We start from the raw sequence: 12,520 nt of genomic DNA on the forward strand, positions 1-12,520 counted from the left end.
CATACTGTTTATGACAAAATGGTTTAACGTAGGGAAAATTGTAAATACTCATGGCGTAAAAGGAGAAATTCGTGTGGTTTCTCGTACTGATTTTCCAGAAGAGCGATATAAGGTAGGGAATACGTTATACATATCGAATGAAAAAGGTGGAGAGCCTTTCCCAGTAAAGATTACTTCTCATCGTCAACATAAAACATTTGATTTATTGACATTTGAAGGATATGGGAATGTAAATGAAGTAGAACAGTTTAAAGGTTCTCTTTTAAAAGTGCCTGAAGATCAATTAGGCGAACTAGCTGAAGGCGAATACTACTATCATGAAATTATTGGTTGCAACGTTGTAACGGAAGAAGGAGAAGCGTTAGGGACAATAAAAGAAGTTTTATCTCCTGGTGCAAATGATGTTTGGGTAATTAAACGTCCAAAAGGTCAAGATCTGTTAATTCCTTATATTGATGATGTTGTACTTCAAGTTAACATTGAGAATAAATTAGTAACCATTCATGTAATGGAAGGGCTACTATAATGAAAATTGACATTTTAACTTTGTTTCCAGATATGTTTACAGGTGTGTTTGGATCCTCAATTTTAAAGAAAGCACAAGAAAAAGAAGCGGTAGAGCTCCGTGTTGTCAATTTCCGCGATTATACAACGAGTAAGCATAATAGTGTGGATGATTATCCGTATGGTGGCGGCGCTGGGATGGTGTTAACTCCTCAGCCTATTTTTGATGCTGTAGAAGATTTAACGAAAGAAACGGAGCGGAAGCCGCGAGTTGTCTTAATGTGTCCGCAAGGTGAAAGGTTTACTCAGAAGAAAGCGGAAGAGCTTGCAGAGGAAGAACATTTAATCTTTGTATGTGGGCATTATGAAGGATATGACGAACGAATTCGTGAACATCTCGTAACAGATGAGATTTCTATCGGTGACTATGTATTAACGGGTGGAGAGTTAGCCTCTATGGTTATAACTGATAGTGTCGTACGTCTCCTTCCAGGAGTACTAGGAAATCATGCTTCACAAGTTGAGGATTCGTTTAGTACAGGTTTATTAGAGCATCCTCATTATACACGTCCAGCTGATTTTCGTGGTATGAAAGTGCCGGATGTATTAATGTCGGGAAATCATAAAAATATTGATGAATGGCGACATAAAGAATCACTACGTCGTACGTACACGCGTAGACCGGATTTATTGGAAGAACGAGAATTGTCTAAGCAAGAAAAGAAGTGGCTAGAACAGATTAAAGAAGGCAAATAAGTGCTTGATATATTTTCTATTGCAACAGCCTTAGCAATATGCTATTATAACACTTGTGCTGCTGAAATCAGTAGCCGTATTAACGATGTTCCGCTGTAATTTATTTAGACTTTATAAGAGCATCTGTTTAAAGGAGAGAATTTAATATGCAACAATTAATCGCAGAAATTACAAAAGGCCAATTAAAAACTGACCTTCCTTCATTCCGTCCTGGAGACACTTTACGTGTACACGTAAAAGTAGTTGAGGGAACTCGTGAAAGAATTCAGCTTTTCGAAGGTGTTGTAATTAAACGTCGTGGTGGCGGAATCAGTGAAACATTCACAGTTCGTAAGATTTCTTACGGTGTAGGTGTAGAGCGTACATTCCCAGTTCACACGCCAAGAATCGCGAAAATCGAAGTACTTCGCCGTGGTAAAGTACGTCGTGCTAAGTTATACTACTTACGTAACCTTCGCGGTAAAAAAGCACGTATTAAAGAAATTCGATAAGACATGTATGGGAGCTTGTAAATGCACAAGCTCCCTTTTTCCAATCTATATAAAATTTTGATATAATACGATCAGCTTACATAATCGTGGAGGGGAAAAGCATGAAGAAAGAAAAGAGTTCACTTTGGGAATGGATCAAGGCAATTTTGATAGCTGTTGTATTAGCAGGTGTTATTAGACAGTTTTTCTTTGCGCCAATTCTCGTAGATGGAGTATCGATGGCGTCTACATTACATGATCGCGATCGAATGATTGTTAATAAAATTGGTTATCACATAGGAGATCCGAAACGATTTGATATTATTGTATTCCGAGCAACGGAAGATAAAGATTATATTAAGCGTATTATCGGCCTGCCAGGCGATGAAATAGAGTATCGTAATGATAAACTATATGTTAACGGAAAGGCTTATGAGGAGCCGTATTTAGACAAGCAGAAAAAACAAATTGCTGACGGACCGCTTACATATGATTTCACTCTTGAAGAAATGACAGGGAAGAAAACTGTTCCAGAAGGTCAATTATTTGTTTTAGGCGATAATCGTCGTTTTAGTAAAGATAGCCGTTCGATTGGTACAATTTCAATGGACCAAGTGATTGGAAAGGCAAATATACTATATTGGCCGTTAAAAGATGCTCGTATTGTGAAATAAAAGAAAAAGAAGGTGGCAACATGGTAATTCAATGGTTCCCGGGACATATGGCAAAGGCTAGACGCCAAGTAACAGAAAAATTAAAGTTAATTGATGTTGTAATTGAGCTTGTAGATGCTCGATTACCTTTATCTTCTCGAAATCCGATGATCGATGAGATTATTACACATAAACCGAGGCTTGTTGTTTTAAATAAAGCGGATATGGCAGATGATCGTTTAACAAAGCAATGGATCGCATATTTTAAAGAAAAAGGCCATATGGCAATTTCAATTAACGCACAGGCTGGACAAGGCATGAAGGAAATTGCGGCGGCTTGTAAAGTGTTAGTGAAAGAGAAATTTGATAAAATGGTTGCAAAAGGTATTAGACCGAGAGCGATTCGTGCATTAATTGTGGGGATACCGAATGTTGGTAAATCTACGTTGATTAATAAGTTAGCGAAGAAAAATATTGCTAAAACAGGGGATCGTCCTGGTGTGACAACAGCTCAGCAATGGATTAAGGTTGGGAAGGAAATGGAATTACTTGATACACCAGGTATACTATGGCCTAAATTTGAGGACCAATTAGTTGGATTACGTCTAGCTACGACTGGTGCAATTAAAGATTCTATTTTAAATCTACAAGACGTAGCTGTTTATGCGCTACGTTTTATGGAGAAACATTACCCAGAGCGATTAAAAGAGCGCTATAATTTAAATGACATTCCAGAAGACATCGTGGAGTTATTTGATGCGATTGGAAAAAATAGAGGCTGTTTAATGGGCGGCGGAATGATTGATTATGATAAAACATCTGAACTTATACTTCGTGAGCTTCGTGGTGGCAAACTTGGGAAAATGACGTTTGAAACACCAGAAGAGTTTGCGGAGCATACAGAAGATGCAGAAAAAGTAGAAGAAGTATAAGACGTGCGTTTGTACGTCTTTTCTTTTTTGTATATAAAGGGAGTGGCATGAATGCAAAAAGTGACGATTCAAGAGGCGGAACATTTACTACAAGAAATTATGAGTGAAGAGGACGACCGCTTTCAAATATTAATAAAAGATGAACGTAAAGGGGTACAAAAGCTCATTTCTAAGTGGTATAAACAAAAAGAGTTAGCGCAAAAGGAAAAAGAAAAATTTTTAGAAATGTCTAAGTATGAAAATGCGTTACGTGAAAAAGGTCTCACATATATCGCAGGTATAGATGAAGTAGGTCGTGGACCGTTAGCTGGGCCTGTTGTGACGGCAGCTGTCGTTCTTCCTAAGGATTTTTATATTCCGGGGTTAAATGACTCGAAAAAGTTGAGTGAAGCGAAACGTGAGCGTTTTTATGATGAAATTAAAGCGCAAGCAATTGCAATTGGAGTTGGAATTGTATCACCGCAAGTTATTGATGAAATAAATATTTATCAAGCGACGAAACAAGCGATGTTAGATGCTGTTGCGAATTTATCTTGTACACCACAATATTTATTAATTGATGCGATGAAACTCCCTACACCAATTCCGCAAACATCTATTATTAAAGGTGATGCAAAAAGTATTTCTATTTCAGCTGCATCCATTATTGCGAAAGTAACGAGAGATCGTATGATGAAAGAGCTTGGAGAAAAGTATCCTGCATATGGATTTGAACAACATATGGGATATGGCACAAAACAACATTTAGAAGCGATTGAAGCGCATGGCATATTAGAAGAACATCGAAAATCGTTTGCGCCAATTAAAGATATGATTCAAAAATAAGCTGCGAAAACGCAGCTTATTTTGTATTTTGACATATAAACATTACTATTTTCCAAAAAGAATAAAGCGATTTCAGTTTTCTGACACTTTATTGTAGACAGCGTGCCAATCATCTTATACAATGGCAATGTAATGTTTTTTAAACATTAAAAAACTTTTCGAGTAAAACAGGAAAACAGGGGAGGATGGGACCATGAATATCCATGAGTACCAAGGTAAGGCAGTCCTTAGAAGCTATGGGGTTAGCGTTCCGAACGGGAAGGTTGCATTTACAGTAGAAGAAGCTGTAGAAGCGGCGAAAGAATTAGGAACGGATGTATGTGTAGTGAAAGCACAAATTCACGCTGGTGGACGCGGCAAAGCTGGCGGAGTAAAAGTTGCAAAAAATTTAGATGAAGTTCGTACATATGCAGAGAGCATTTTAGGAACTACACTTGTGACACATCAAACAGGTCCTGAAGGTAAGGAAGTAAAACGCTTACTTATCGAAGAAGGTTGCGATATTAAAAAAGAATATTATGTAGGTCTTGTTTTAGACCGTGCAACTTCTCAAGTTGTTTTAATGGCTTCTGAAGAAGGCGGAACAGAAATTGAAGAAGTAGCAGAAAAAACACCTGAAAAAATCTTTAAAGAATATATTGATCCAGCAGTAGGCTTACAAGGCTTCCAAGCACGCCGAATTGCATTTAACATCAATATTCCAAAAGAGCTTGTAGGACAAGCTGTGAAGTTTATGATGGGCTTATACCGTGCTTTTATCGAAAAAGATTGCTCTATCGCAGAGATTAACCCACTTGTTACAACAGGTGATGGTAAAGTTATGGCATTAGATGCGAAATTAAACTTTGATTCTAATGCTTTATATCGCCATAAAGACATTTTAGAACTTCGTGACCTTGATGAAGAAGATGCAAAAGAAATCGAAGCTTCTAAATATGACTTAAACTACATTCCTTTAGATGGAAATATCGGTTGTATGGTTAATGGTGCAGGTTTAGCGATGGCTACTATGGATATCATTAAACATTACCATGGCGATCCAGCTAACTTTTTAGATGTTGGTGGCGGTGCGACAGCTGAAAAGGTTACAGAAGCATTCAAAATTATCCTTTCTGACAAAAATGTAAAAGGTATCTTCGTTAACATTTTTGGTGGCATTATGAAGTGTGATGTTATTGCAGAAGGTGTTATTGAAGCAACGAAACAAGTAGGTCTTGAATTGCCTTTAGTTGTACGTCTTGAAGGTACAAACGTAGAGTTAGGTAAGAAAATTTTAAATGAGTCTGGCTTAAATATTGTTGCAGCAGAATCTATGGCAGACGGTGCACAAAAAATTGTTTCACTAGTGGGCTAATAGAAAGCGGGGGAGAAAAATGAGCGTATTAGTTAATAAAGATACAAAAGTTATTGTTCAAGGTATTACAGGTTCTCAAGGGTTATTCCACACAAAGCAAATGATAGAATACGGTACGAAAATTGTCGGTGGTGTAACGCCAGGTAAAGGTGGCACTGATATTGAAGGTGTACCAGTATTTGATACTGTAGAAGATGCAGTGAAAGCAACAGGCGCAAACGCTTCAGTTGTATACGTTCCACCCGCTTTTGCGGCTGATGCAATTATGGAAGCAGTTGATGCAGAAATTGATTTAGTAGTATGTATTACTGAAGGAATTCCTGTATTAGATATGGTAAATGTAAAGAGATATATGGCTGGTAAACATACACGTTTACTTGGACCGAACTGCCCAGGTGTTATCACACCTGATGAATGTAAAATTGGTATTATGCCAGGGTACATTCATAAAAAAGGTCATGTAGGTATCGTATCTCGCTCTGGTACATTAACATATGAGGCTGTACATCAGTTAACACAAGAAGGTATTGGTCAATCTACGGCTGTAGGTATCGGAGGAGACCCTGTTAACGGTACAGACTTTATTGATGCGTTAAAAGCATTTAATGAAGATGAAGAAACACATGCTGTAATTATGATTGGTGAAATCGGTGGTACAGCGGAAGAAGAGGCAGCTGAATGGGTGAAAGCTAATATGACAAAACCTGTTGTAGGCTTCATTGGCGGCCAAACAGCGCCTGCTGGCAAACGTATGGGTCATGCTGGTGCAATCATTTCTGGCGGTAAAGGAACTGCTGCAGAAAAGATTAAAACGATGGAAGCTTGTGGTATTAAAGTAGCGGAAACTCCAGCAGTTATGGGTGAAACGCTAATCTCTGTCTTAAAAGAAAAAGGTCTATTTGAGACTTGTAAAAACTACTAATCTGTTGAAAGACACCTTCTTGCTTGAAGGTGTCTTTTTACAAATTTCTTGTTAACATAATAAAAATTATGGGTAAGGAGAATTGGGATGAAAAGAGAACGATTATTACATCTTCATTACTTGTTAGCAGACCATTGGAAGGCGATAGAGAGGCTATTACATGTCGATCCAGAATTGAAGGAAATATACAATTTTAATGCAAAACAAATTGAATGTTACACTGGAATATCCTCGAAAAAATCTTCAGAATTAGTAAATTTTCTTCAAAGTTCAAATCTCCCACAATATATATCTTATTTAGAGAAAAATCGATTCTTTTATATGACAATATGGGATGAAGATTATCCAAAATTATTACGTGAAATACAAGATCCTCCCTTTGTATTATATGGAAAAGGAGAAAAAGATTTTCTCAATAAAGTGAATAAATTAGCGGTTGTTGGAACGAGAGAACCGACTTTATATGGATATGAAAGTTTGAAATTTATTTTACATCCATTATTAGAAAAAGAATGGCTTATTGTCAGTGGATTTGCAAGAGGGATAGATGCGATGTCTCATGAAATTACAGTAAGACGGCATTGCCCAACAATTGCGATACTAGGACATGGATTATCGTATATATATCCAAGAGAGAATCGATATTTATATGAAGTGTGGAATGAATATATATTGTTATTAACAGAGTATCCTCCGCACTATGCACCGAAAAAATGGTATTTTCCAAAAAGGAATCGAATTATTAGTGGCATAAGTAAAGGTGTTTTAGTTGTAGAAGCGAAATCGAGAAGTGGAACACTTATTACCGCAGACCTTGCTCTAGAGCAAAATAGAGAGGTATTTGCACTGCCTGGACCTATATTTATAGATAGTGCATCAGGAACAAATCATCTCATTCAACAAGGAGCGAAACTAGTAAGAAATGCAGAAGATATACTGGAAGAGATTTTAAATTAACCTTATATTTTTATGTTTTTATTAAACAATTATTGACAAATGGTAGATAGGCACTGTATGGTATATTCATTCTTGATTGACAAAAACAAGAGAAATCAATAAGATTAATGAAGACTTGAATCCACCTCTTAAGGAGGCACTAGCATGTCAGATTACCTCGTAATCGTGGAGTCGCCTTCTAAGGCGAAGACCATTGAGAAATATTTAGGGAAAAAATACAAAGTTGTCGCGTCTATGGGACACGTTCGCGATTTACCTAAAAGCCAAATGGGGATAGAAGTAAAGAACAACTTCACCCCGAAGTATATTACCATTCGTGGTAAAGGTCCCGTCTTAAAAGACTTAAAATCAGCAGCAAAAAAAGCAAAGAAAGTCTATCTCGCGGCCGATCCAGACCGCGAAGGGGAAGCTATTGCTTGGCATTTAGCCAATACGTTAAATGTGGACGTTGAATCAGATTGCCGAGTTGTGTTTAATGAGATTACAAAAGATGCAATAAAAGAATCATTCAAACATCCTCGCGCGATTAACATGAATTTAGTAGATGCACAACAAGCAAGACGTATACTAGATCGTCTTGTTGGTTACAATATTAGTCCTTTATTATGGAAGAAAGTAAAAAAAGGATTAAGTGCAGGACGCGTACAATCTGTAGCAGTTCGTTTAATTATCGAACGTGAAAGAGAAATACAAAGTTTCGAGCCTGAAGAATTCTGGACAATTAAGACAGAATTTGTGAAAGGGAAAGACACATTTGAAGCAAGCTTTTACGGTGTAGATGGTGAAAAAGTTCAATTAACGAATGAAACACAAGTGAATGAAATAATTGAACGGCTGAAAGATAATGCGTTCTCAGTTGAAAATGTAACGAGAAAAGAGCGAAAACGTAATCCAGCATTACCATTTACAACATCTTCCTTGCAACAAGAGGCGGCGCGTAAGTTAAACATGCGAGCAAAGAAAACGATGATGCTTGCGCAGCAATTGTATGAAGGAATTGATCTTGGAAAACAAGGAACTGTAGGTCTTATTACGTATATGAGAACTGATTCAACACGTATCTCAGAAACAGCTCAAACAGAGGCACGTACGTACATTACTGAGGCGTTTGGTACGGAATACATAGGAACAGAAAAGAAGAAAGAAACGAAGAAGTCGAACGCACAAGATGCGCATGAGGCAATTCGTCCTACTTCGGTAATGAGAAAGCCAGAGGAACTAAAGAGTTTCTTAAGTCGTGACCAACTTCGATTGTATAAATTGATTTGGGAGCGATTTGTTGCAAGTCAAATGGCGTCTGCTATAATGGATACTGTGACAGCGAGACTCATTAATAATAATGTTCAGTTCCGTTCAAGTGGATCGGTTGTAAAGTTCCCAGGATTTATGAAGGTGTATGTAGAGTCGAAAGATGATGGGGCTGAAGAAAAGGATAAGATGTTGCCACCTTTAGAAGTAGGGGAAACCGTATTTTCGAAGGATTTAGAACCGAAGCAACACTTTACACAACCTCCGCCGCGCTATACAGAGGCTCGTTTAGTAAGAACACTTGAAGAGCTTGGAATTGGAAGACCGTCGACTTACGTACCGACACTTGAAACGATTCAAAAACGTGGATATGTAGGTTTGGATAATAAACGCTTCGTTCCAACTGAACTAGGTGAAATAGTAATTGAACTTATTTTAGAGTTTTTCCCGGAAATTATTAACATTGAATTTACTGCTAACATGGAGCAAAGCCTCGATGAAGTAGAAGAAGGAAATGCGAATTGGGTAAAAATTGTTGATGATTTCTACGTAGGATTTGAACCGCGTTTAGAAAAAGCGGAAAAAGAAATGCGTGAAGTGGAAATTAAAGATGAACCAGCTGGGGAAGATTGTGAATTATGTAATCACCCAATGGTCTTTAAAATGGGTAAATACGGGAAATTTATGGCTTGCTCGAATTTCCCAGATTGTCGTAATACAAAACCGATTGTGAAAGAAATCGGTGTTACTTGTCCGAAATGTGATAAAGGTCAAATTATTGAACGTCGTAGTAATAAAAAGAAACGTCTTTTCTATGGGTGCGGTACGTATCCAGAGTGTGACTTTGTATCTTGGGATAAGCCGATTGGCCGTAAATGTCCGAAGTGTGAAGGTATGCTAGTAGAGAAGAAGTTGAAAAAAGGCGTACAAGTACAATGTATTTCGTGTGATTATGAAGAAGAACAACAAATGTGAGCGTAACTGCTCACATTTTTTTCGGGAAGAAAAGGAAAGGTGATAAATATATGACAACACAAGTAGTAAACGTCATTGGCGCAGGTCTTGCAGGAAGTGAAGCAGCTTACCAAATTGCAAAACGTGGTGTCCAAGTAAGATTATACGAAATGAGACCGGTAAGGCAAACGCCCGCTCATCACACAGATAAATTTGCAGAATTAGTATGTAGTAACTCGCTTCGCGCAAACACATTAACAAATGCTGTTGGTGTTATTAAAGAAGAAATGCGTTTAATGGATTCTGTTATTATTCGTGCAGCTGATGAGTGTTCTGTACCAGCAGGAGGGGCTTTGGCGGTAGATCGTCATGAATTTGCGGCAAAAGTAACGGAATATGTAAAAAATCATCCGAACGTAACTGTGGTGAATGAAGAAATCACTGAAATTCCAGAAGGTCCTACTGTTATCGCGACAGGTCCACTTACGTCGCCTGATCTTTCTGCGCAATTAAAAGAATTAACGGGTGAAGACTACTTTTATTTCTATGATGCAGCAGCACCGATTGTTGAGAAAGACAGCATTGATATGAATAAAGTGTATTTAAAATCTCGTTACGATAAAGGTGAAGCGGCATATTTAAACTGTCCAATGACGGAAGAGGAATTTGACCGTTTTTACGAGGCTTTAATCGCTGCTGAAACAGTACCTTTAAAAGAATTTGAAAAAGAAATTTTCTTTGAAGGTTGTATGCCGGTAGAAGTTATGGCAAGTAGAGGAAGACAAACACTAGTATTTGGACCGATGAAACCTGTTGGATTAGAAGATCCGAAAACAGGGAAAACGCCATATGCTGTTGTTCAGTTACGCCAAGATGATGCAGCGGGAACGTTATACAATATCGTAGGTTTCCAAACGCATTTAAAATGGGGACCGCAAAAAGAAGTGTTACAGTTGATTCCAGGACTGGAAAACGCAGAGATTGTACGTTATGGTGTAATGCATCGTAATACGTTTATTAATTCACCTAACTTGCTTCGTCCAACATACCAATATAAACAACGTGATGATTTATTCTTCGCTGGTCAAATGACTGGAGTGGAGGGATATGTTGAATCAGCGGCTTCAGGATTGCTAGCAGGTATCAACGCTGCTCGACTTGTAAAAGGTGAAGAGCCGGTTGTATTACCACCAGTAACTGCGATGGGAAGTATGGCGAATTATATTACTGCGACAAATGCAAAAAACTTCCAACCGATGAATGCAAACTTCGGTCTGTTTGCACCGTTAGAGAAGAAAATTAAAAAGAAAGCAGAACGTAATGAAGCATATGCAACACGCGCTTTAGAAACGATTCGAAATTTTGTGAATATTTAGTTAAATTTCTTGCAAAGGCTACTAAGTTGTGATACGATTTAGTAGCCTTTATTGAGGTGAATTGTGTGAATGTGAAGAAATTGTTACAATTATTCGTTGGATATTTACAAATTGAAAGAAATTATTCAAAATATACAATTGCAAGTTATCAAAATGATTTAGAACATTTTGTGCAATTTATGGAGCGAGAAGGCATATCCTCTTTTTTAGATATTACATACGCGGATGTTCGTTTGTACTTAACGACGTTGCACGATGAAAAGTTAGCCCGTAAATCTGTCGCAAGAAAAGTATCAAGCTTACGAAGTTTATATCGTTTTTTGATGCGTGAAGGTTATCGGAAGGATAATCCGTTTGCACTTGCGTCACTCCCCAAAAAAGAATTGTCAATCCCAAAGTTTTTATATGCTGAAGAATTAGAGGAATTATTTGAAGTTTCTGATACGGAAACCCCGTTAGGTCAAAGGAATCAAGCTTTATTAGAGTTGATGTATGCGACCGGGATCCGTGTGAGTGAATGTGTCAATTTACAACTTACCGATATTGACTTTGCGGTGGGAACAATTTTAGTAATGGGAAAAGGAAAAAAACAAAGGTATATTCCGTTCGGGAGCTATGCACAAGATGCTTTAATTACTTATATAGAGAACGGGAGAAAACAGTTAGCCAAGAAAACTGAAGAACAATCTCATATGGTATTTTTAAATGCGAAAGGCATGCCGCTGACAAGTCGAGGAGTACGCTATGTATTAAATGAACTCATTAAGAAAGCTTCACTGACAATGCGTATAAGTCCTCATATGTTAAGGCATACATTTGCTACACATATGTTAGATGAAGGGGCAGATTTACGTACTGTACAGGAGCTACTCGGTCATGAAAATTTGTCTACGACACAAATTTATACGCATGTCTCTAAAGAAAGATTGCGTTCTGTCTACATGAAGCATCACCCACGGGCATAAATTGCTTTTAAAGCTATAAAAACATATAAAGGAGTTTTTTCTATGGGAAATTTCCACGCTACAACGATATTTGCAGTTCATCATAATGGAGAATGTGCAATGGCTGGAGATGGCCAGGTGACAATGGGAAATGCTGTTGTAATGAAACATACAGCTCGTAAGGTTCGTAAACTTTTTCAAGGGAAAGTTTTAGCTGGTTTTGCAGGTTCAGTTGCTGATGCATTTACTCTTTTTGAAATGTTTGAAGGGAAATTAGAAGAGTATAATGGAAATTTGCAGCGTGCTGCCGTTGAGATGGCGAAGCAATGGCGCGGTGACAAAATGTTACGTCAGCTAGAAGCGATGCTCATTGTCATGGATAAAACAACGATGCTCCTTGTTTCAGGTACGGGAGAAGTGATTGAACCGGATGATGGTATTTTAGCAATTGGATCTGGCGGAAATTATGCGCTTTCAGCAGGTCGTGCTTTAAAACAATATGCAAGTGAACATTTAACAGCGAAGCAAATTGCGAAAGCGAGTTTAGACATTGCAGGCGATATTTGTGTGTATACAAACCACAATATAATTGTGGAAGAATTGTAGAATCGTAAGGGAGGCATTT

13 protein-coding genes are annotated in these 12,520 nt (G+C 37.8%); all 13 read left to right on the forward strand.

Going from position 1 to position 12,520, the window contains the following annotated elements; genetic code table 11:
• Nucleotides 1–10: 10 nt before the first annotated feature.
• The 13 genes from rimM (at nt 11) to hslV (ending at nt 12,501) form a co-directional block, all read left to right on the forward strand.
• Nucleotides 11–526 (forward strand): ribosome maturation factor RimM, encoded by a 516-nt coding sequence (gene rimM / locus RCJ96_RS05345; protein WP_000170268.1) that lies wholly within the window; start codon nt 11–13, stop codon nt 524–526.
• Entirely contained in the window at nt 526–1,260 is a 735-nt protein-coding gene (trmD, locus tag RCJ96_RS05350; RefSeq protein WP_000686892.1) for a tRNA (guanosine(37)-N1)-methyltransferase TrmD, read from the forward strand. The genes rimM and trmD overlap by 1 nt, the downstream gene beginning before the upstream one ends.
• 146 nt (nt 1,261–1,406) lie before the next feature.
• Entirely contained in the window at nt 1,407–1,751 is a 345-nt protein-coding gene (gene rplS / locus RCJ96_RS05355) for a 50S ribosomal protein L19 (RefSeq protein ID WP_001186516.1), read from the forward strand.
• A gap of 101 nt (nt 1,752–1,852) precedes the next feature.
• Complete coding sequence (lepB, locus tag RCJ96_RS05360) at nt 1,853–2,404, forward strand: signal peptidase I (protein WP_000711857.1); 552 nt, start codon at nt 1,853–1,855, stop codon at nt 2,402–2,404.
• Between the two features lie 20 nt (nt 2,405–2,424).
• Complete coding sequence (gene ylqF, locus RCJ96_RS05365) at nt 2,425–3,315, forward strand: ribosome biogenesis GTPase YlqF (RefSeq protein ID WP_074606250.1); 891 nt, start codon at nt 2,425–2,427, stop codon at nt 3,313–3,315.
• Nucleotides 3,316–3,366: 51 nt separating this feature from the next.
• Nucleotides 3,367–4,140 carry a ribonuclease HII gene (gene rnhB, locus RCJ96_RS05370; RefSeq protein ID WP_046198499.1) on the forward strand — a complete coding sequence of 258 codons (774 nt, stop codon included), beginning with the start codon at nt 3,367–3,369 and terminating at the stop codon, nt 4,138–4,140.
• Nucleotides 4,141–4,333: 193 nt separating this feature from the next.
• Nucleotides 4,334–5,494: an ADP-forming succinate--CoA ligase subunit beta gene (sucC, locus tag RCJ96_RS05375; protein WP_001020785.1), complete on the forward strand. Its 1,161-nt coding sequence runs from the start codon at nt 4,334–4,336 to the stop codon at nt 5,492–5,494.
• A gap of 19 nt (nt 5,495–5,513) precedes the next feature.
• Nucleotides 5,514–6,416, forward strand: a complete 903-nt coding sequence (gene sucD / locus RCJ96_RS05380) for a succinate--CoA ligase subunit alpha (RefSeq protein ID WP_000115178.1) — start codon at nt 5,514–5,516, stop codon at nt 6,414–6,416.
• 87 nt (nt 6,417–6,503) lie between these two features.
• A complete protein-coding gene (gene dprA, locus RCJ96_RS05385; protein WP_061131599.1) occupies nt 6,504–7,373 on the forward strand; it encodes a DNA-processing protein DprA in 870 nt (289 codons plus the stop codon).
• Between the two features lie 144 nt (nt 7,374–7,517).
• The gene (topA, locus tag RCJ96_RS05390) at nt 7,518–9,596 is read left to right on the forward strand and encodes a type I DNA topoisomerase (protein WP_001286973.1); all 2,079 of its coding nucleotides are present in this window, start codon (nt 7,518–7,520) and stop codon (nt 9,594–9,596) included.
• Nucleotides 9,597–9,646: 50 nt separating this feature from the next.
• Nucleotides 9,647–10,951: an FADH(2)-oxidizing methylenetetrahydrofolate--tRNA-(uracil(54)-C(5))-methyltransferase TrmFO gene (gene trmFO / locus RCJ96_RS05395; protein ID WP_002028254.1), complete on the forward strand. Its 1,305-nt coding sequence runs from the start codon at nt 9,647–9,649 to the stop codon at nt 10,949–10,951.
• Nucleotides 10,952–11,016: 65 nt separating this feature from the next.
• Complete coding sequence (xerC, locus tag RCJ96_RS05400) at nt 11,017–11,916, forward strand: tyrosine recombinase XerC (protein ID WP_416503903.1); 900 nt, start codon at nt 11,017–11,019, stop codon at nt 11,914–11,916.
• 42 nt (nt 11,917–11,958) lie between these two features.
• On the forward strand, nt 11,959–12,501 hold the full coding sequence (hslV, locus tag RCJ96_RS05405) for an ATP-dependent protease proteolytic subunit HslV (RefSeq protein ID WP_000526271.1): 543 nt from the start codon (nt 11,959–11,961) through the stop codon (nt 12,499–12,501).
• The last annotated feature ends 19 nt before the right edge of the window (nt 12,502–12,520 follow it).

The organism is Bacillus sp. BSL6 (assembly GCF_052928345.1).